Here is a 20,923-nt window from a genome sequence, read left to right as displayed (position 1 = left end):
CCTTAATGCGCGTTGTACAAGATGGCCGCTGCGGTCGCCAACAGATTGAGCAGCGTCAGCGGCAGGCAGATTTTCCAGCCCAGCGCCATCACCTGGTCATAGCGCGGACGGGGTAGCGCCGCTCGGATCAGGATGAACATCATCATAAAGAAAGCAGTTTTAATGGCGAACCAAATAAACGGCGGCAACCACGGCCCCTGCCAGCCGCCGAAGAACAGCGTCACCATCAACGCCGAGGTGGTCACAATACCGACATACTCACCAACGAAGAACAGGCCGAATTTCATCCCCGAGTATTCGATATGGTAGCCGTCGGCCAGTTCCTGCTCCGCTTCCGGCTGATCGAAGGGATGGCGGTGACACACCGCGACGCCCGCCAGCGCAAAGGTGACAAAGCCGAAGAATTGCGGCACCACGTTCCACAGATGCGCTTGCGACTCAACGATCGTGCCGAGGTTGAACGAACCGGCCTGCGCCACCACGCCCATTAACGACAAACCGAGAAACACTTCATAGCTCAAGGTCTGCGCAGAGGCGCGCATAGCACCCAGTAGCGAGTATTTATTGTTGCTCGACCAGCCGGCGAACAGCACGGCGTACACCGCCAACCCGGCCATCATCAGGAAGAACAGCACGCCGATGTTGAAATCGGCCACCACCCAGGTCGGACTTACCGGAACGATGGCGAACGTAATCAGCAGCGACGTGAAGGCAATGACCGGCGCCAGGGTGAAAATGCCCCGATCGGCGAACGGCGGGATCCAGTCCTCTTTAAACATCATCTTCAAGACGTCGGCCAAGAGCTGCAGCGAACCGCCCCACCCTACGCGGTTGGGTCCGTAACGGTTTTGGAACAGCCCCAGCAGGCGCCGCTCGGCAAAGCTCATATAGGCGCCACAGGTGACCACCACCAGCAGGATAACGACCGCCTTCACCACCGTCAGGTGGATATCGATAACCTCCGGTGTCAACCAACTCATAGCGCGGCCTCCCGCAGATTTTCAACGCGCTGTCCCGCCAGCATAGGCGGAATGCCCGGCAGCCCCAGCGGCAGGCCGACCTGCCCGGCGCTCAGGTCATGGCTGAACCGCACCGGCAGACGCAGTTCCACCCCCGCGCAGCTAAAGGCGAGCAAGGTACCGCTGTTGACGCCCAGCCGGGCGGCATCAGCCTGGCTCACCGCCACATAGGGCGCCGGCATCCGCTCCTGGATAACCGGAGAACGCTGGGAGGTTTCCTCGCTGCCGAACAGGTGCCAATATGGCGCGATACGCCAACTGCCATCCTGGACCGGCGCAAACGCGGGCGGAATGGCGCTGAAGTAGTCCAGCCGGTCCTCACCCGCTTCCAGCAGCCGCACGCCGGGGTCGCCGTGGCACAAATGGCCGCCCACTTCGTCCTGGAATTTGTTCCAGGCCTGGGGGGAGTTCCAGCCCGGTGCCCAGGCGAACGCCACCTGTTGGCGCGGCGCCTGTGGGGCATTGTTGCCTTCCATGGAGAAGGCGAACATGGTGTCTTGATCCTGCGGCACGCGCGGTTCGTGCACGCTGATATTCGCGCGCATCGCGGTACGGCCGCTGTAGCGGTGCGGCTCGCGCGCCAGTTTCTGACCGTGGATCCGGAAGCGTGCGTCGGGTGCGGCGTCTTTAATCCCCGAGAGCTGCGGCAGCGCCTCGGCTGCGGCATCAATAATATGATCGAGCTGCGTCCAGTCCACCTGGCGGTTCAGGTAGGTTGAGTGCAGCGAATGGAGCCAGCGCCAGCTTTCCAGCATGACGACCTGATCATCGTAGTACGCCGGATCATAGACCTGGAAGAAACGCTGCGCGCGGCCCTCCTGGTTGATGAGCGTACCGTCGCTTTCGGCAAAGCTCGCTGCCGACAGGATAAGGTTGGCCTTCTCGTGAAGAGGGGTGCGCTGGTGGTCCAGCACGATAAGGTTATTGGCCTTGGGCAGCGCGGCGTCGATGCGTGCGGCTGGGGCATGGCGATAAAGGTCGTTTTCCAACACGATTACGCTATCCGCAGCGCCCTGCTCCAGCGCCTCGAGCGCATCGTCCAGGCTGCCGCCGCCCATCATCGCCAGGCCCATACTGTTGGCGCCGGCGGCGATAAAGCTAATACCGACATCGCTGCCCCTGCCCTTCAAGGCGCGGGCAACGTTGGCGGCGGCGGCAATCACCGCTTCGCTCCCGGCGTTGCTGCCGGAGATAATAAGCGGCTTGCGGGCGCCGGCCAGCGCCTGCACCACCACGTCGATTTTACCCTTAAGCGCATCATCCAGACCGGTCACCGCCGGCGCCGTCTCATCCAGCGCGTGGGCGATGGCGAAGCCCAGACGCGCCTGATCATCCACCGGCGCGCAATAGCTCCAGGCGGCGATATCATCCAGACGAGTCCGGTCAACGTTGGTGACAAACAGCGGGTGTTTGGCATGCTGGCCAATGTTCATAATGGCGGCTATCTGCCAGTCAGCCACTTTCTGCGCCGCGGCCATTTCACGCGCCTTGCCCTTCACGGCCTGGCGCACCGCCAACGCGATGCGCGCGGCGATCTGGGTCAAATCCTCCCCCAGCACCAGCACGGCGTCATAATTTTCCATTTCACGCAGTGACGGCGTGCGAATACCGCCGTTGCACAAGACATTGAGCATCAGCGTTAGCCGGTCTTGCTCACCGCCGGCGATACCGGTATAGAAATTCTCGGCGCCCACCAGTTCGCGCAGGGCGAAGTTGCTTTCGACGCTGGCGCGCGGCGAGCCGATGCCGATCATTTTACGCGCATGGCGCAGCGCAGCGACAGCGCCCTGCATCGCCTGGTCGGCGTTAAGCGCAATCCAGTCGTCGCCGCGGCGCTGTAGCGGCTGGCGTGGACGGTCTTTCAGATTAACGTAGCCGTAGCCGAAACGGCCGCGGTCGCACAAGAAGTAATGGTTGACGCTGCCGTTGTAGCGGTTTTCAATGCGGCGCAGCTCGCCATAGCGCTCGCCGGGGCTGGTATTGCAGCCGACGCTGCACTGCTGGCAGACGCTGGGCGCGAACTGCATATCCCATTTACGGTTATAGCGCTCGGAGTGGGTTTTGTCGGTGAACACGCCGGTCGGGCATATTTCCACCAGGTTGCCGGAAAACTCACTCTCCAGCACCCCGTCCTCGGGACGGCCGAAATAGACGTTATCATGGGCGCCATACACGCCGAGATCGCCGCCGTCGGCATAATCTTTGTAATAGTGGACGCAGCGGTAGCAGGCGATGCAGCGGTTCATCTCATGGGAAATAAACGGCCCCAGATACTGATTGCGGTGGGTGCGCTTGGTAAAGCGGTAGCGCCGGAAATTCTGACCGGTCATGACCGTCATATCCTGCAGGTGGCAGTTGCCGCCCTCTTCGCAGACCGGACAATCGTGCGGGTGGTTAATCATCAGCCACTCCACCACACTTTGGCGGAACTGTTTTGCTTCATCGTCGGCGATAGAGATGAAGGTACCGTCAGCGGCCGGCGTCATACAGGACATTACCAAACGGCCGCAGGTATCCTCGGCGTTTTGGTATTGCTTGACCGCGCACTGGCGGCAAGCGCCGACGCTGCCCAGCGCCGGATGCCAGCAAAAGTACGGAATATCGAGGCCGAGGGACAGACATGCTTCCAGCAGGCTGTCAGACCCGTTAACCTCGTACTCTTTGCCGTCTACATGAATGGTAGCCATAGTCAGCATGCTCAGGTGAGGCCCGCCAACGGCGGGCGTTAATCAAAAATGCGTTCAGGGTGCAAAGCGCGTGCGCTCCGCCTGACCCGCTCGTGTCGCATGGACAATTTACCAGCGCGCTTTTAATAGGTTGGGCTGCACACCGGCGATGGCGTGCGTATTGCCCAAATGTTCAACGCTGATACCCGCCTCAAACTCGGAGCGGAAATATTTAATCGCGCTTTGCAACGGCTCCACCGCCCCGGGCGCATGGGCGCAGAAGGTTTTACCGGGGCCAAGGAAGCGGCACAGCTGCTCCAGGGTTTCAATATCCTCGGGCTGGCCTTTGCCGCTCTCCAGCGCACGCAGCAGCTTGACGCTCCACGGCAGGCCGTCGCGGCACGGTGTACACCAGCCGCAGGATTCCCGGACAAAAAACTCTTCCAGATTGCGCGTTAACGACACCATGTTAATTTCGTTGTCCACCGCCATCGCCAGCGCGGTGCCGAGCCGGCTGCCCGCTTTGCCGATATTCTCAAAATCCATCGGCAGATCCAGGTGATCCTGGGTCAAAAAGTCGACGCCGGCGCCGCCGGGCTGCCAGGCTTTCAGGGTCAGGCCATCGCGCATGCCGCCGGCGTAATCCTCGAGGATCTCGCGCGCGGTGATGCCGAACGGCAGTTCCCAGACGCCGGGGTTTTTCACCCGACCGGAGAAGCCCATCAGCTTGGTGCCGGCGTCGTTGCTCTTGCCGGCGGTGATGCCTTGATACCAGTCTACCCCATGCTCCAGGATGGCAGGCACGTTGCATAATGTTTCGACGTTGTTAACGCAGGTGGGTTTACCCCAGGCGCCGGCGCTGGCCGGAAACGGCGGTTTCGAGCGCGGGTTGGCACGGCGCCCTTCCAGGGAATTGATAAGCGCGGTCTCTTCGCCGCAGATATAGCGCCCGGCGCCGGTGTGGACGATAAGCTCAAAGTCAAACCTGCCGCCCAAAATATTTTTGCCCAGCCAACCGGCCTCGGTGGCCTCGGCTATCGCGCGGCGCAAGTTTGCCGCCGCCTCGATATACTCACCGCGCAGGAAAATATAGCCACGATAGGCTTTCAGCGCGAAGGCGGCGATCAGCATCCCTTCCACCAGCAGGTGCGGCAGTTGCTCCATCAGCAAACGGTCTTTATAGGTGCCCGGCTCCATTTCATCGGCATTGCACAGCAAATAGCGAATGTTCATGGCGAAATCTTTCGGCATCAGGCTCCACTTCAGGCCGGTCGAGAAGCCGGCGCCACCGCGTCCTTTCAGGCCCGAGTCTTTCACAAGCGCAACGATATCGTCCTGCGCCATGCCGCTCAGCGCCTTGCGTGCGCCGACGTAGCCGTTTTTGCTCTGATATTCGTCCAGCCATACCGGCTGATGGTCATCGCGCAGCCGCCAGGTCAGCGGGTGCGTTTCCGCCAAGCGGACAGTGGTTTTGGTCATTGATATTGCTCCAGCAGCGGACCAATGCCTTCCGGCGTCAGATGCACGTGGGTATCGTCATCCACCATCATGGTCGGTCCTTTGTCGCAATTGCCCAGACAGCAGGTGGGCAGCAGGGTGAAGCGACCGTCGGGCGTAGTCTGGCCCGGCTTGATGTTCAGCGATTGCTCAAGCGCGGCCTGAATGCCCTGATAACCGGTAATATGGCAGACCACGCTGTCGCAATAGCGGATAATATGGCGCCCCACCGGCTGACGGAAAATTTGGCTGTAAAACGTGGCCACCCCTTCGACATCGCTGCCGGGAATGCCCAGCACCTGCGCGATGGCCGTGATGGCCCCGTCCGGCACCCAACCGCGATTCTTCTGCACGATTTTCAGCGCTTCGATCGAGGCGGCGCGCGCATCCTCGTAATGGTGCTTCTCATGCTCGATGGCTTCGCGCTCTTCGCGACTCAGCTCGAACGTTTCGGTGGCGGCGTCCAGCCCCGCCGCCGTCGCATGCTTGGGGGTATCTTGCTGTTGCTGCATAATTAGCGGTCCACATCTGACATAACGAAATCAATACTGCCCAGATATACGATCAAATCCGATACCAGGCTGCCGCGAATAACCAAGGGAATTTGCTGCAAATGAGGGAAACTGGGCGTGCGGATACGCGTCCGGTAACTCATTGTGCTGCCATCGCTGGTCAGGTAATAGCTGTTGATGCCTTTGGTGGCCTCGATCATCTGGAATGATTCGTTAGCCGGCATCACCGGCCCCCACGAGACCTGCAGGAAGTGCGTGATAAGCGTCTCGATATGCTGCAAGGTGCGCTCTTTCGGCGGCGGCGTGGTCAGCGGATGATCGGCTTTGAAGGGGCCTGCCGGCATGTTGTTCAGGCACTGCTCAAGGATGCGCAGACTTTGGCGCATCTCTTCCACCTTCAACATCACGCGGCTATAGCAGTCGCTCACGCCATCGCCCACCGGCACCTCGAAGTCGAAGTTTTCGTAGCCGGAATACGGACGCCATTTCCGCACATCAAAATCGATGCCGGTGGCGCGCAGCGCTGCGCCGGTCACGCCCCAGTCCAGCGCCTCTTTCGCGCCATAGGCGGCGACGCCCTCGGCGCGGGCGCGCAGTACGCTGTTGCGGAGCGCCGCTTTGACATAGCTGTCCAGACGCTTCGGCAGCCAGTCGAGGAACTCGCGCAGCAACCCTTCCCAACCACGCGGCAAATCGTGCGCCACGCCGCCGATGCGGAACCAGGCCGGATGCATACGAAAACCGGTGATCGCCTCGACCACATCATAGATCTTCTGACGGTCGGTAAACGCCAGGAACACCGGCGTCATCCCGCCCACGTCCTGAATATAGGTACTGATGTACAGCAGGTGGCTGTTGATGCGGAACAGCTCCGACAGCATCACCCGGATCACATTAACGCGATCGGGCACCACGATGCCGGCCAGCTTTTCTACCGCCAGCACGTAAGGCATTTCGTTGACGCAGCCGCCGAGGTATTCGACACGGTCGGTATAAGGGATATAGCTATGCCAGGACTGGCGCTCGCCCATCTTTTCGGCGCCGCGGTGGTGGTAACCGATATCGGGCACGCAATCGACGATCTCTTCGCCGTCGAGCTGCAAAATGATGCGGAACACGCCGTGCGCGGAAGGATGGTTCGGCCCCAGGTTGAGAAACATGAAGTCCTCATTGTCCGTGCCGCGTTTCATGCCCCACTCTTCCGGCTTGAAGGTCAGCCCTTCCATCTCCAGATCTTCTTTTTGTTTGGTGAGGACGAAAGGATCGAATTCAGTGGCGCGCGCCGGATAATCCTTGCGCAGCGGGTGTCCTTCCCAGCTTTTCGGCATCATGATACGGGTCAGGTGCGGGTGGCCGTTAAAGGTCATGCCGAACATTTCCCAGGTTTCACGCTCATACCAGTTGGCGTTGGGGAAAATGCGGGTGCAGGTAGGCAGATGCAGGTCGTTTTTCGACAGCGCGACCTTCAGCATAATGTCGCGATTGCGATCGATGGAAATCAGATGATAGAAAACGGTAAAATCCGCCGCCGGCAAGCCCTGGCGGTGGGTACGCAGGCGCTCGTCCACCCCGTGCAGGTCATAAAGCATCACGTACGGTTTTGGCAGCTTCTTCAGAAAGGTCAGCACCTTGAGGACCTGCTCGCGCATCACCCAAATGACCGGAATACCGGTACGGGTCGGCTGCACGCTGAAAGCGTCCGGCCCGAAATGGTTACGCAACTCGCCAATCACCGGATCATCCAGATGATCCTGCGTTTGCCAGGCCGGCAGGTCGGAATTCTGCGTCATCAACTCTGTCATAGTTATCATCACCACATTTGGCTGTGCCGGCACATGCCGGCGCGCTTATCAGCCGCGGTCGGCATGCGTATCCGCGCGTTAAATTTCGTCGGGTGTGCGCAGATGGGTGACCGCGATACGATCACCGTGCTTACGTTGACGTTCCGACTCCATATTGGCGCGATAGACGCCCTGATCGCCCACCACCCAGGAGAGCGGGCGGCGTTCTTTGCCGATAGACTCCTTCAGCAATAGCAGCGCCTGGATGTACGCTTCAGGGCGTGGCGGACAGCCGGGAATGTAGACGTCCACCGGCAGGAATTTATCGACGCCCTGCACAACAGAATAAATATCGTACATTCCGCCGGAATTGGCACAGGCGCCCATGGAGATAACCCATTTCGGCTCCAGCATCTGGTTGTAAAGACGCTGAATGACGGGCGCCATCTTGGTGAAAGGCGTCCCCGCCACCACCATGAAATCCGCCTGGCGCGGTGAGGCGCGAATAACTTCCGAACCGAAGCGCGCCACGTCGTGCACGGCGGTAAAGGAGGTGGTCATTTCGACATAGCAGCAGGAGAGGCCGAAATTGTAAGGCCAAAGCGAATTGCCGCGTCCCCAGTTCACCGCATTGTGCAGCGCGCTTTCAAGCTTGCCGAGGTAAACGCTGCGATGGATGTGCTGCTCCAGCGGATCCGCCACGATTTCCTGTTTTTGCAGGGGATACCGCTCGTTATCGCCGTCCGGCTCTGCGCGGGTGAGGGTGTAATCCATTTTGCTGCCTCGCTGTTACTCTTGATGACGGGGGGGGGTTCGCCAATGGGGCCTGCCCGGCGCAAACGTCGGGAGCGCTCCGGCGTCCAGTCAAGGGCGCCGATACGCACCAGGTAAACCAAACCCGCCAACAGGATAAGAATGAAAATGGTTGCCTCGATGAAGCCTACCCAGCCCGCTTCGCGAATAGCGGTAGCCCAGGCGTAAAGATAGAGGGCTTCAACGTCGAAAATGACGAAAAACATCGCCACCAGGTAAAATTTAGCTGAAAGGCGCAATCTTGCGGTGCCGACCGAGTCGATCCCGGATTCAAACGGCACGTTTTTCGAGCGCGCCGGGGTGCGGCCGCCCAGCAGAAAACCACCGATAAGCATGAAGACGCACAGACCCAGCGCACCCAGGAGGAATACGGCGAAAGCCCAATAATGAGCGGTAATTTCAGTGGTTATCGACATTCTCTTTGCTACTCATCAAAAGTGGCGATTTGCAGGCTGCTCTATGAATTCGGCAGTTTTACGCATCACATCGATTTACGGGAAGGAAGTAAGAAACCGTAAAAGCCGTGTGGTAATGAGATACACGGCCATTGTGTGGGGTTTTTTTACTCCTTTTTATAACCTTTTGTCAACTTAGACATCATGAACCCCATGTTAATTTGCACCTGCAAAGGTCAGTTAACAGGGATTGTGCAGGAAATGAGCTAAATCGTGTCAGTCACCGAAACGTTATTTCAGCTTGCGGGCCGGTCATCAGGGAAAGCTGCGCTCAATTATACCATTTTCGCGAAAAATCCTATGGATCGGCGTAAGCGGTAAACCCTTTTTATGATCCAGGACACATTTCAACAGATTTTCTAAGATTTTATTGTGCAAATAACCACCTTTTTGGCGGTTGAGTTTTTAAAATGTCGTTTCTGATTTATTGATATGACCGTTAAATAGCCGAGCCAATCGCGTGGGGGCGGCGGAGAAATACGCCACAGGGAGATAAGGAGATAATGGTGGATTTTGATCATTTGGGCGCACTAACACGCAAAGAAAGGGATTAATAAAATACTCTCAAAAAATAAGCTCCATTATCAGTGGCTTATTATAATTAAAAAGCATCATTCATCTTCAAGCGAAGGACTTTCCCCTTCCCCTTCCCCTTCCAGCGACGGGGGCGGTGTTTTGGCGTGTAGGTATCGCTACCTGATTGTAGAGCGTTGAAAATTGCCATCGCCAATTTGTTTTCGCCCTGCGGGTTTTTACACAGCGCATAGCGCGTGGCGGGTAACTCCGCGGCAGGCCGGCGCTTACCCCCAGTACCCACAGTTCGAGGCTCATCATCTCTACCGGCCGCAGGGTGATGCCCATACCCGCCTTGACGGCCGCGCGCACGGCGGATAGGGTCGATGCAATGTAGGCGATACGGCCACGGCACTCCCGCTGCATCGAGGCTTTCCACGGCCAGAGTGCGGAACGGACTTGGCTCGTCGAGCACCATTAGCGGGACGATTTCGCCGGGCGTAAAGCGGTAATCCGCCGAACAGTACCATAATGTCGGCGAGGTACGCAGCGTCACGGAAGGATGCGTGAAGGCATAACGATCGCTCTGGGTGCTAATGGCTAAATTTACCTCGCCATTGTTCAGCATCTCCACCATTTGCAGACCGCGTTTCACACAGACATCGACGGACAGTTTGGGGTAAATTCGGGTTACACGGTTTAGCAGGTAGGGTAGGATGGTATCGGCCGTATCGCCCGACGCGCCTATAGTCAGCACGTCCTGGATATTGCTAAACATCAGGGAAGTACAAGCCTCATCATTGTACAGCAAAATCTTGCGGGCATAGCCAAGCAGTTGAATTCCGTGTTCAGTTAAAAGCTTATTACGACCATGACGGGCGAAAAACTCTTTTCCTACAAGCTGTTCCAATCGCTGCATCTGCTGCCTGACCGCGGATTGCGTGCGGCAAACTGAGGCCGCTGCCGCCGCGAAGGTGTTAAGATTGGCGACGGCAACAAACGTTCTCAACAGATCGAGATTGAGTGCGGGACGATTTGCATTGGTCATATATTGTTTTCACTGTTTGAATTCTAATTACAAACTCCTGTCCTTGCTTTGCAAAAGGGGGTAACTCCGCCGTATTGGCAAAAGCCGGCCCTTGGCATATCGTGTCGTCCGTAAGGACAGGCGCCTCGAACGATATGCAGTATTTGTGCCGGAGGGTTCATTCTTCAACAATCGCGGTCCCACTTAAAAAAGACTGCCGCTAAACTGAAACTACGCACCAAAATGCGGTCAATACATTTGCTTTGAATAAGGATAACATTTGTTCCCCTTGATGTATAAAACAAAATAAGCTGGCGCCTTGGCACAAACGTTAATTTAATTAATTGAATGCTCAAACAACAATGGCAATAGATGTTAGGTACTAATGATTAAGCGTTATTTTTTATCTTGCGCCCCCGCTTATTAATATAAATTTCTCTTAACTATTGTTTAAACGAAAAAAATAGTCCTTCTTTTATAAATCTGACCGCTTGTATAAAGATACCATAAATAACCCCGCGACGGTCAAGAAGTTAAATTTCGCCGCGTGCGCCAGACGACGAACAAAATGAAACACTTCGTCAACAAAACGGCAAATTTGTCATTTACCAATGCCCTGGCGCAGGCGTGATCTTTGGTCGTCCTGGACTTAGCACGCAAAGACAAAAATCTCCCCCGTCCCTTGTGCGCCTGAACGTCCCCTTGCCCCCCATGACCTCACACCTTACTTTATTCAAAGAAGAGATTGTATAAAAAGCGACCACCCAACCTCTATTAATTTCCCTCTCGAACCCCGTTCCGCTAATTATCAGGAGGATAATTATCCCGATCTCGCATGTTTTGAGGGTCATTTTTAAATAAGGATACTTTTTCATTTACTCTTGCCACCGGCGCACCACGCAATCCCCGTCTGCGCAGTTTCTTCCTTCAAAAGCGCGCGGGACAAGAGTACATTGTGCAGATCATGCGTATCCATGGTGGGAATACGCTATCTGGCAGAAGGGTTAATATCTCGTGGTCGCACCCGTAGAAAAATCCAGCAAACTGGAAAACGTCTGTTACGACATTCGTGGCCCCGTGCTGAAAGAGGCAAAACGCCTGAAAGAAGAAGGCAATAAAGTCATTAAGTTAAATATTAGCAACCCGGCTCCGTTCGGTTTTGACGCCCCCGATGAAATCCTGGTGGATGTGATCCGCAATCTGCCGACGGCGCAGGGCTATAGTGACTCCAAAGGGCTGTATTCCGCACGCAAGGTTATTATGCAGCATTACCAGGCGCACGAAATGCTGGATCTCACTGTGAAGGATGTCTATATCGGCAACGGCGTCTCGGAATTGATTCAGCAATCCATGCAGGCGTTGCTCAACAGCGGTGATGAAATGCTGATCCCGGCGCCGGTTTATCCGCTGTGGACGGCATCGATTTCGCTGTCGGGCGGCAATACGGTGCACTATCTGTGCGATGAAGAAGCCGGCTGGTTTCCCGATCTGGACGATATCCGTCGCAAAATCACCCCCCCCGCACGCGCGGGCTGGCGATTAATCAATCCGAATAACCCGACCGGCGCGGTGTACAGTAAAGATATGTTGCTCTCTCTGGTTGAGATCGCCCGCCAGCATAATTTGATTATTTTCTCGGACAAGATTTACGACAAAATCCTCTACGACGCCGCGGAGCATCATTCTATTGCGGTGCTGGCGCCCGATCTCCTTACCGTCACCTTTAACGGCCTGTCGAAAACCTACCGCGTCGCCGGTTTCCGCCAGGGCTGGATGGTGCTCAACGGCCCGAAGAAACACGCAAAGGCTATATCTAAGGGCTGGAGATGCTGGCTTCAATGCGCCTTTACGCCAACGTACCGATGCAGCATGCGATACGAACCGCCCTTGGCGGCTATCAGAGCATCAACGAGTTTATCCAGCCCGGCGGGCGCCTGTATGAACAGCGTAACCGGGCCTGGGAACTTATCAACGACATCCCCGGGGTGTCTTGCGTCAAGCCGAGCGGCGCGCTCTATATGTTCCCGCGCTACGATGCCAAACGTTTTAATATTTATGATGATCAGAAGCTGGTGCTCGATTTGCTGTTGCCGGAGAAAGTGCTGCTGGTTCAGGGCAGCGCGTTCAACTGGCCCTGGCCGGATCACTTGCGCATAGTGACGCTGCCGCGGGTCGATGAACTGGAAACCGCCATTGGCAAATTTGGCCGACTTATGCAGCACTATCATCAATAAGCACAGACGGGCGGCGGGGCGCAGGCGAAGCCGTTTTCCCGCAGGCGTCGCGCACCGCATCACCGCCGTCAGAGCCGCCGGCGTGGCATAGGCGCAGCCGAGAGTGCGTGCATGCCCTCCGAGCGGCTTCACTACCGTCGCAATAGACATAGCGACACTGGCCGAATCGCCAAAGCCGGCATCGGGAGATTTGCATAACCGCCGCCGGGTGCGCACAATAGCGTTTCCGTTGTCGCGTCTTTCTGGAAACGTTTATGACTCAAAGCCACTTTTTCGCCCATCTGTCACGCCTGAAACTTATCAACCGCTGGCCGCTGATGCGCAATGTGCGTACCGAAAATGTCTCGGAGCACAGTTTGCAGGTGGCGTTTGTCGCCCACGTTCTGGCGCTCATTAATAATCGTCTGTTCGGCGCTAACCTGAATGCCGAACGTATCGCACTGCTGGCGATGTATCACGACGCCAGCGAAGTACTGACCGGCGATATGCCGACCCCCATCAAATATTACAATGCGCAGATTGCCCATGAGTACAAAAATATCGAAAAAATTGCACAGCAAAAACTGATCGATATGGTGCCGGAAGCGCTGCGGGAGGATTTCCGTCTGCTCATCGACGAGCAGTATTACCTGCCCGCGGAGAAAACCGTCGTCAAGCAGGCCGACGCCCTGTGCGCCTACCTGAAATGCCTGGAGGAGATTTCCGCCGGTAATACCGAATTCACCCTGGCGATGGCGCGCCTGGAAAAAACGCTTAACGAACGGCGCAGCCCCGCGATGGACTATTTCCAGCAGGTGTTTATTCCAAGCTTCAGCCTGTCGCTGGACGAAATCAGCCAGGATTCACCACTCTAGCGCCGCCGGACTGAGACGCGTCTCCGCCTGACGCCACCACCCGCCGCGGGGCGGTCAGAGCCGCCGCCTGGCGCGTCAGAAAGGATAGAGCAGCGGTACCACCAGCATGCTGGCCGCCATCACCAGCAGGGTAAACGGCACGCCAATACGGACAAAATCGCTGAATTTATAGCCCCCGGGCCCGAGCACCAGGGTATTGACCGGGGAGGAGACCGGCGTCATAAACGCCGCCGAGGCGGCGATGACAACAATCATGGCGAACGGATACGGCGAGACGCCCAATTGATGCGCCGCGCCCGGTGCGATAGGCGCCATCAATACCGCAGTGGCCGTATTGGAGAGAAGCAGCCCGGTCACCGTGCAAAGGATAACCATGCTTAGCAGCATCACGTGGCCGCCCGCCCCGCCGGATAGGCGCATTAATAAATGGACCACAACATCGACGCCGCCGGTTTTCTCCAGCGCCAGCGCGAACGGTATCATGCCCGACAATCAAAATTAGCCTTGGCCAATGGATGGCCCGGTAGGCGCTATTCATATTGATGCAGCGGAATTTATCCATGAGCAGGCAGGCGATAAGTGCAGCAATAGGATTGGGGATATGATCGGTTATCATCATCCCGACCATCAGCATCAGCACCAATAGCGCATGCGGCGCCTGACTGAAAAAGTATTCGCCGCGCAGGACCATCGGCTCTAGCTGCTGTTCGCAGCAAAACTGGCGCAAATCCATCTCGCCGGCGGACATATCGATAAGCAGTACATCCCGCGGCCGCAGCTCGGGATTGCCGCCGGCGCTGATCATCACCCGGCGGAATTTGCGCCAGCGCTCAATACCGACCACATTGGTGTCGTAGCGGTCGCGCAGGCGTAAATCATCCAGACGGCGGCCTATAAGCGGCGAACCGGCGCGTCCGTCATCAGGCACCGTCAACCAGAAACGCGCCACCGTCATATAGCCCATGCCGAGAACCAGCACCAAACAACCTATCGGCGTCACCGCGAAGAAGCCGAACACCGGCAGGTCGTTACGCAATAATTCGCCGTTGACCACCATATTGGGCGGCGTCGCCACCAGCGTCATCATACCGCTGATAAGTCCGACGAAACTGAGCGGCATCATCAGCCGCCCGGGCGGTGTTTTCATCCGCGCGGCCACACTGAGTACTACCGGAATAAAAATCGTTACCACTCCGGTTGAACTCATGAACGCCCCCAGCGCGGCCACCGTTATCATCAGCAGGAGTAGCATGCGCAGCTCGCTGTTGCCGGCCATGCGCACTAGCTAGTCGCCGACCGATAACGCAATACCGGTACGCACTAGCCCGTCACCGATGACGAACAAAGCCGCGATAAGCAATACGTTAGGGTCGCTGAAACCGGCGGTGGCTTCGGCCAACGTCAATGTACCGCTCAACATGAAGGCGACAATAACCAACAATGCCACCACATCCATGCGCATCATCCCGGTGATGAACAGCACCACCGTCACCAGCAGCAGGCCAAGCACCCAGAGGAGTTCGTCGTTCATGCCAACATCCCATCCTGAAAAAGCCATTACAGCCACAGCATGCCATAAAAAAACCTTGTCGATGCGGGGTTCACTGCGTTTATTGCGCGTCAGGCGATCTCGTGTCGACTCACCAGGGCGTAATCCCCTTCCCGGGTCCACCCTGAGCTGCCGCAGCGAAGCGACAATGATTCCCACCGCGTCTTTCTACGGCGTTACCGGCGGTGAATTCACGGCAATCACCGGACACCCCGCCGCCAGCCCTGACTGGATGCCGGCGATAGCATCCTCCACGACAATGCCGTCCGCAGGCCGGAAACCCAGCTTTTCGGCGCCGAGCAGATACGGATCCGGCTGCGGTTTGCCGCGCGGCACCTGTTCCGTGGTAATGAGCACCGGCGGCGCCGGGAGCTGGCCTGTACGCACGCGGGCAGAGGCGACCGGCAGCGAGCCGGAAGTGACAATCGCCCACGGCAGTTGCAGGCAGTTAAGCTTGGTCAGCAGCTCGCGCGCGCCGGGTGGCGCACTTACGTCCTCAATCGTTTCAGCTTCAAAGCGTTCCAAAAGACGATATTCGTGTTGAATGGTCTCTTCGCTTTGCCCCGGCATAAAATGGCGCAGCGAGGTAATAGCTTGTTTGCCGTGTATAAAATTTAATACCTCCGCTACCGGCACGCCATGGCGACGCGCCCAATTTCCCCAGGCCAATTCCACCACCGGCAGCGAATCAATCAATGTTCCATCAAGATCAAACAAAAAACCTAAACCGCGCACAAGCCGCTCCTCTACTCCGTCTTCAGGCATTAATAATTTGCGAAATTTCTACCGCACTCAAATGATATTGACGCGGACAGGCTTGCCAAACCGCCAGCATCCGCAGATATTTATCCCACATTTTGGTTTGGGCGTTAAAGCCATGAGTGCCGGAGTCGAAATGGGTGTAGCGCCCTTCGGTGCAGACCATGAAGCGCACATAACCCAGATAGCGGGCTTCGGTGGCGGCATCGAAGCCGAGAAACGCCAGGCGGCGTTCATCAATGTCCTGGCGATCCTTTAAATTGGTCCAGGACACCTGCATGACGTGATGCAATTCCATGATATCGATAATCGTGCGGCATACGTCTTCGCTGAGCGCGCCGAAATCACGGTCTAGCTCGCGCATCTGCAGGCCGTAGCCCCGCTCGACGATAGTCTGCAGCCGGCGATAACGTTCGCTATTGTCAGGGTCGAGCAGGGTCATCATTTTATACTGCTTTGACAGGATAAGCCGTTGGGCGTTGGTTATTTCCATAATCTACTCCTGGTGTTAAAAGCTTGGCCGCGCCAGGAAAGTCTAGAAGCGTCAGCATGGTATAGCCCCGCGCGCCTGGGTACTGCAAACCCCGCTTTGTTTGATGTAAGCCATGAGCGGATGAAATATTTATGACGGCGGGGCCGGCACCGGGGGTGCTGACAGGGCCTTTAGAGGTTACAAATTATCCAGAAACGCTTTATCGAGCAATTTGAAGGCCCGTTTCAGCACCTCTGCCAGCATCTGATAGGTCGGCACGCCTTCCATTGGCGCCAGCGCCTGGCCCGTCTCATTGAGCTTTTGCCGTACCTCATGAAACCAGGTCAACAGCGAGGGGCAGCGGCGTTATCGAACGCTCGCAGTGCCACCACAACCCCTGCATCGGCAGGCTACAGGCGAAAATGGCGGTCGCTACCGCCGGGCCGAGCTGTCTGTCCTCCCAAGGCGATTTGCCAGATCAGGGTAAAGAACGCTACCGCCGGCATGAAGCGTACGCCGAAGAGGGTGGCGCGCACGACGCGATGCTCCGGGAACATCGGCGCCAGGCTTTTTTCGGCGGGCCAGGCCTTCATATAGTTTTGTCCGCGCTGGAATATTTTGTACCAACTTACCGAACCGGAAGGGAGTGTCGACATAGCAAACCTCAACTTTATGAACAATAATTAAAAATTTCGCGCAATCTCACTATGGATTTTATAACAATTAAATATATTTTATCTTTACCGCTCTTTGTCGTTATCCTATTCCGCGCTGCGGGGCTTGTGTATGCGCCGCCGCCCGCGTTCCGGTCGACCGCGACAGCCAAGGGGCAGGAGCCGCCTTAAGCTAACGTTTCAGGGCCGCGTGAGCGCATTGCCGACATCATGACCGCGAAATCACCGCATCCATGATGTTAATCATAAATGTCAGCGGCGGAATGCGCTACGATTAAAGCCTGATTGACGAATTATTAACCACGTATAACAAGTAGGTACTTCCATGTCGAGTAAGCAAGTACTGGTTCTTAACTGTGGCAGTTCATCTTTGAAATTCGCCATTATCGATGCCGCTAACGGTGAAGAACATATCTCCGGTCTCGCCGAGTGCTTCAATCTGCCGGAAGCGCGTATCAAATGGAAGATGGACGGCGCCAAGCAAGAAGCGGCGTTAGGTGCCGGCAGTGCGCATAGTGAAGCGCTGCACTTTATCATTAATACCATTTTGGCACAAAAACCGGAACTGTCAGCACAATTAACCGCCATCGGGCATCGCATCGTGCACGGTGGCGAGCGCTTTACCCAGTCCGCCATTATCGATGACGACGTGGTAAAAGGCATTGATGGTTCCATTCCGTTCGCGCCGCTGCACAATCCCGCTCAATCTTATAGGCATCCGCAGCGGCGATATCGATCCGGCCATCGTTTTCCATTTGCATGATGCGTTAGGCATGTCCGTCGCCCAAATCAATACGTTGTTGACCAAAGAGTCCAGCCTGCTGGACCTGACCGGCGTGACCCCAGCGACTGGCGCTATGTCGAGGACAATTACCGCGAAAAGGCCGCCGCCCGCCGCGCCATGGATGTGTACTGCCACCGTCTGGCCAAATACATCGGTTCCTATAGCGCGCTGATGGAGGACCGGCTGGACGCGGTGATTTTCACCGGCGGTATCGGCGAAAATGCCGCGATGGTGCGCGAGCTATCGTTGAAAAAACTGGCGCTGCTGGGCTTTGAGGTGGATCATGAACGCAATATGGCCGCCCGTTTCGGCCATGGCGGAGTGATAACCACCGCCGCCAAGCTGCCCGGCCATCGTCATCCCGACCAACGAGGAGTTGGTCATCGACCAGGACGCCGCGCGTCTGACAGCGTAATTCTCATCTCCCCGCCGGCTTTGTCCGGCGGGGCTGTTTTTGATTAACGAGCAACCGTTGAAAGAGGTTTAGCCGTGTCCCGTACAATCATGTTGATCCCTACCGGCACCAGCGTCCGTCAGCCTTGGCGTCATCCGCGCCATGGAGCAAAAGGGCGTAAGCCTGAGCGTGTTCAAACCCATCGCGCAGCCCCGTTCCGGTGAGGACACCCTCGACGCCACCACTCGTATTATCCGCGCCAACTCCACCATTTCCTCCGCCGAACCGCTGGTCATGAGCTATGTTGAGTCGCTGCTCGGCTCCAACCAGCAAGACGTGCTGATGGAAGAGATCATCGCCCGCTATCATGCCAACACGCAAGAGGCGGAAGTGGTACTGGTGGAAGGCCTGGTCCCCACCCGTAAACATCAGTTCGCCACCGCGCTGAACTACGAAATCGCCCGGACGCTCAATGCCGAGATTGTCTTTGTGCTGTCGTTGGGCAACGATTCGCCTGATTAGCTGAAAGAACGCATCGAGCTGGTACGTTTGAGCTTCGGCGGTAGCAAAAATAAAAACATCACCGGCGTCATCGTCAACAAATTAAATGCGCCAGTGGATGAACAAGGGCGCACCCGCCCGGATCTGTCGGAGATTTTCGACGATTCCAGTAAGGCCAGCGGCGCCAATATAGATCCGAGCCTGCTGTTTGAAAACAGCCCGCAGCCGCTGCTGGGCTGCATTCCCTGGAATTTCGACCTTATCGCCACGCGCGCCATCGACATGGCGCGCCACCTGGGCGCGACGATTATCCACGAAGGGAAAATTCAGACCCGCCGCGTGAAATCCGTCACGTTCTGCGCGCGCAGCCTGCCGAATATGCTGAAGCATTTCTGCCCCGGGTCGCTGCTTGGTCACCTCCGCTGACCGTCCCGATGTACTGGTCGCCGCCTGTCTCGCCGCGATGAACGGCGTGGAGATCGGTGCGGTGCTGCAGACCGGCGGCTATGACATCGCTCCTCGCATTCAGCAACTGTGCGAACGCGCCTTCCAGACCGGCCTGCCGATGTTTACCGTGCAGACGAACACCTGGCAGACCTCGCTCAGCCTGCAAGGCTTCAGCCTGGAAGTGCCGGCCGATTGTGGGGTGGCAATCATTTCTGGACTCTTAAGTTAAACGATGGGTTAGCCGGAAGCCCTTTAATGGCGCGGCTTACAGAGATTTTACAGATTCTGGACTCGTCGCAAAAAAATGGGCAAAAAATGATTTTTTTGCACTAAACTCTGGACTCGAATGACTGTGGTTTGAGCAGATTTAAAGGTGGTTTAAACGCCTTTTGGGCATCCATTAGATATATGTGAATTAGGTTAAAAACTATTAGTAAATCATAAAAATAATGAAATGAGATAGATAATGGCCTAATCTTTATTTAGGCCGCTCCACTTTTCTTACAGTTTAAGCTTGCCACATCTTCTACTGCACACTTTCAGATACCGCCCCCTTTTTAGCTTCGTGTAGGTCTATCAGACGTTCTTTTTCTTCTTTTGGAAGTTGGAGTAACAGGCTATCTAAGTCATCTTTACGTCCTGATAACGCCAATACACTCTTTGCCCCTTCTTGCAAAAGCAGGCTTATTAATGCCTCTAAATATTTTTTATTCAGCGACTTATAAATCATATGCCAAGTAGCTTCTAAAGGATCCTCCATTAGGCTTTCCTCGTTAATCGACTGAATCTCGCTAGTTGAGGCCACTTCTTTTTGAGTGCATGATGAACCAAATGCAAGCCAGTCCAGGCTGACGTGTTCCTTATATGCAATGCTCTGCACCACTGTAAAAGATGGTTCTGTACCTCTAGTTATATAGTTGTGCAATGTTGAGAAGGATAACCCCCATTCAGTTTCAGCAGCGCTGGCGCTTCTATTGCCTATAAGTTGTTTAAGGCGTGCGACAAAATTTTCTTTTCTATCCATATCAAAAGCAAAATTACTTGTTTTCTTTTTCCTCATTTTCTTTTCTGTATAACCTATTGATTATAGTTAATAAAATACAAAAATATCTCTTATATGGGGCGATCAAAAAAGAAAATTCATTATTTGCTTTACTTGTTTTAAGTTTGAGATGTCATTGCTGTATGGGTAAGCCCCATGACTTACCCGCATGGCTAACTTTTTAGAGTAATCGAATGATAGATAGAAATGAAGTGAATCATCGTGACTGGCACCGGATTGATATCCTGGCCTCCCTGCACAAGAAGGGGATCACTATGCAAGATCTCTCCCGTGGCTCGGGGCTGACGTCCAGCACGTTAAAAAACGCGCTGTATCGTCCTTATCCCAAAGGTGAACGCATTATCGCTAATGCACTCAATGTAGATCCGGCCAGCATTTGGCCGAGTTGTTATATGAATTAAGGTGTCGTAATTATGTTTGTTACGGTGAGTGAGTCGGTTTACCCAGATTGCCTGGCACCCTGCAGGGACTTCGCTGGTCATTGAATAAGCGGACTGTAAATTTACCCGATTTAGTCCGTAAGCGCTCAGGCACCAAGGCTTTCAAGTACCACATCGATTGTTTGCCGGAACAAACACGCGAGATCATCAAACAACGGCACTATAAATCCCTGATTGCGCAATCCCCGCCCCAGCCGGTTGATGAGTCGGTCAAGCGCAGTATCGCCATCAAGTCGCGCGATGAGCTGGCGATCATGCGTCAATGTCCGGCCCTGCTCAAGCGCAAGGTGCAGGCTCTGAACGATCAGCAGAAGCAGATTACCGGTGCGCGCATAATACTGCCACAGGAAGTGGTCCGGTTACAGCAGGCCGGCATGACCCGCATTGCGGCGGTGACCTTTATCGTCGATGAGTCAAAGGCCGGCACATTACCCGAGGCCACGCTGCGCGCCGGCACGCTGGTTAACGC

The 20,923-nt window shown here is 55.9% G+C and carries 11 protein-coding genes and 8 pseudogenes; 6 read left to right on the top strand and 13 right to left on the bottom strand.

Translation table 11 applies throughout. The annotated features are described in order from the left end of the window. Positions 1-2: 2 nt before the first annotated feature. From nuoH to ACTBDU_RS07135, 8 genes and pseudogenes are all read right to left on the bottom strand, one after another. Entirely contained in the window at positions 3-980 is a 978-nt protein-coding gene (gene nuoH, locus ACTBDU_RS07170; RefSeq protein WP_438806005.1) for an NADH-quinone oxidoreductase subunit NuoH, read from the bottom strand. Next, entirely contained in the window at positions 977-3,715 is a 2,739-nt protein-coding gene (nuoG, locus tag ACTBDU_RS07165) for an NADH-quinone oxidoreductase subunit NuoG (protein ID WP_438806004.1), read from the bottom strand. The genes nuoH and nuoG overlap by 4 nt, the downstream gene beginning before the upstream one ends. 99 nt (positions 3,716-3,814) lie before the next feature. Further along, a complete protein-coding gene (gene nuoF, locus ACTBDU_RS07160) occupies positions 3,815-5,164 on the bottom strand; it encodes an NADH-quinone oxidoreductase subunit NuoF (RefSeq protein WP_438806003.1) in 1,350 nt (449 codons plus the stop codon). Beyond that, positions 5,161-5,694: an NADH-quinone oxidoreductase subunit NuoE gene (gene nuoE / locus ACTBDU_RS07155; RefSeq protein WP_438806002.1), complete on the bottom strand. Its 534-nt coding sequence runs from the start codon at positions 5,692-5,694 to the stop codon at positions 5,161-5,163. Before nuoE ends, nuoF begins: the two co-directional genes overlap by 4 nt. Before the next feature lie 2 nt (positions 5,695-5,696). Continuing rightward, a complete protein-coding gene (gene nuoC / locus ACTBDU_RS07150) occupies positions 5,697-7,505 on the bottom strand; it encodes an NADH-quinone oxidoreductase subunit C/D (protein WP_438806001.1) in 1,809 nt (602 codons plus the stop codon). Positions 7,506-7,574: 69 nt separating this feature from the next. Further along, positions 7,575-8,249, bottom strand: a complete 675-nt coding sequence (locus ACTBDU_RS07145; RefSeq protein WP_438806000.1) for a NuoB/complex I 20 kDa subunit family protein — start codon at positions 8,247-8,249, stop codon at positions 7,575-7,577. A 65-nt stretch (positions 8,250-8,314) separates the two neighbouring features. Further along, positions 8,315-8,704 (bottom strand): annotated as a pseudogene (locus ACTBDU_RS07140) (NADH-quinone oxidoreductase subunit A); the annotation flags it as partial. A gap of 640 nt (positions 8,705-9,344) precedes the next feature. Further along, positions 9,345-10,304: pseudogene (locus ACTBDU_RS07135) on the bottom strand (LysR family transcriptional regulator). Positions 10,305-11,297: 993 nt separating this feature from the next. Between ACTBDU_RS07135 and ACTBDU_RS07130 the strand changes: the two are divergent. Continuing rightward, a pseudogene (locus tag ACTBDU_RS07130) lies at positions 11,298-12,517 on the top strand (pyridoxal phosphate-dependent aminotransferase). A 254-nt stretch (positions 12,518-12,771) separates the two neighbouring features. Beyond that, positions 12,772-13,371 carry a 5'-deoxynucleotidase gene (yfbR, locus tag ACTBDU_RS07125; RefSeq protein ID WP_438805999.1) on the top strand — a complete coding sequence of 200 codons (600 nt, stop codon included), beginning with the start codon at positions 12,772-12,774 and terminating at the stop codon, positions 13,369-13,371. A 75-nt stretch (positions 13,372-13,446) separates the two neighbouring features. On the opposite strand, the pseudogene ACTBDU_RS07120 reads toward yfbR, so the two are convergent. The 4 genes and pseudogenes from ACTBDU_RS07120 to yfbV form a co-directional block, all read right to left on the bottom strand. Continuing rightward, positions 13,447-14,902: pseudogene (locus ACTBDU_RS07120) on the bottom strand (SLC13 family permease). A 186-nt stretch (positions 14,903-15,088) separates the two neighbouring features. After that, on the bottom strand, positions 15,089-15,655 hold the full coding sequence (locus tag ACTBDU_RS07115; RefSeq protein ID WP_438805998.1) for a sugar phosphatase: 567 nt from the start codon (positions 15,653-15,655) through the stop codon (positions 15,089-15,091). A gap of 22 nt (positions 15,656-15,677) precedes the next feature. Next, a complete protein-coding gene (locus ACTBDU_RS07110; protein WP_438805997.1) occupies positions 15,678-16,172 on the bottom strand; it encodes a YfbU family protein in 495 nt (164 codons plus the stop codon). Between the two features lie 177 nt (positions 16,173-16,349). Then, positions 16,350-16,807 (bottom strand): annotated as a pseudogene (gene yfbV / locus ACTBDU_RS07105) (terminus macrodomain insulation protein YfbV). A 343-nt stretch (positions 16,808-17,150) separates the two neighbouring features. Between yfbV and ACTBDU_RS07100 the strand changes: the two are divergent. Next, positions 17,151-18,024 (top strand): annotated as a pseudogene (locus ACTBDU_RS07100) (hypothetical protein). 74 nt (positions 18,025-18,098) lie between these two features. Further along, positions 18,099-19,144, top strand: a pseudogene (locus tag ACTBDU_RS07095) (AAA family ATPase); the annotation flags it as partial. A 333-nt stretch (positions 19,145-19,477) separates the two neighbouring features. On the opposite strand, the gene ACTBDU_RS07090 reads toward ACTBDU_RS07095, so the two are convergent. After that, the gene (locus ACTBDU_RS07090; protein WP_438805996.1) at positions 19,478-20,011 is read right to left on the bottom strand and encodes a hypothetical protein; all 534 of its coding nucleotides are present in this window, start codon (positions 20,009-20,011) and stop codon (positions 19,478-19,480) included. Positions 20,012-20,190: 179 nt separating this feature from the next. Here ACTBDU_RS07090 and ACTBDU_RS07085 point away from each other — a divergent pair, with 179 nt between their 5' ends. Both ACTBDU_RS07085 and ACTBDU_RS07080 read left to right on the top strand, forming a co-directional pair. Then, a complete protein-coding gene (locus tag ACTBDU_RS07085; RefSeq protein WP_438806018.1) occupies positions 20,191-20,415 on the top strand; it encodes a helix-turn-helix domain-containing protein in 225 nt (74 codons plus the stop codon). Between the two features lie 80 nt (positions 20,416-20,495). After that, positions 20,496-20,923: pseudogene (locus tag ACTBDU_RS07080) on the top strand (Mu transposase C-terminal domain-containing protein); the annotation flags it as partial.

The sequence above is a fragment of the Sodalis sp. (in: enterobacteria) genome, from assembly GCF_051710625.1.
GTDB lineage: Bacteria > Pseudomonadota > Gammaproteobacteria > Enterobacterales > Enterobacteriaceae > JBPESN01.
This window is presented reverse-complemented; position numbering and strand designations above follow the sequence as displayed.

What these genes read in the sequence shown, in the direction of transcription:
- nuoH (WP_438806005.1), bottom strand. Translation starts at nt 980, where the DNA reads ATGAGTTGGTTGACACCGGAGGTTATCGATATCCACCTGACGGTGGTG.
- nuoG (WP_438806004.1), bottom strand. Translation starts at nt 3,715, where the DNA reads ATGCTGACTATGGCTACCATTCATGTAGACGGCAAAGAGTACGAGGTT.
- nuoF (WP_438806003.1), bottom strand. Translation starts at nt 5,164, where the DNA reads ATGACCAAAACCACTGTCCGCTTGGCGGAAACGCACCCGCTGACCTGG.
- nuoE (WP_438806002.1), bottom strand. Translation starts at nt 5,694, where the DNA reads ATGCAGCAACAGCAAGATACCCCCAAGCATGCGACGGCGGCGGGGCTG.
- nuoC (WP_438806001.1), bottom strand. Translation starts at nt 7,505, where the DNA reads ATGATAACTATGACAGAGTTGATGACGCAGAATTCCGACCTGCCGGCC.
- ACTBDU_RS07145 (WP_438806000.1), bottom strand. Translation starts at nt 8,249, where the DNA reads ATGGATTACACCCTCACCCGCGCAGAGCCGGACGGCGATAACGAGCGG.
- yfbR (WP_438805999.1), top strand. Translation starts at nt 12,772, where the DNA reads ATGACTCAAAGCCACTTTTTCGCCCATCTGTCACGCCTGAAACTTATC.
- ACTBDU_RS07110 (WP_438805997.1), bottom strand. Translation starts at nt 16,172, where the DNA reads ATGGAAATAACCAACGCCCAACGGCTTATCCTGTCAAAGCAGTATAAA.
- ACTBDU_RS07090 (WP_438805996.1), bottom strand. Translation starts at nt 20,011, where the DNA reads ATGAGGAAAAAGAAAACAAGTAATTTTGCTTTTGATATGGATAGAAAA.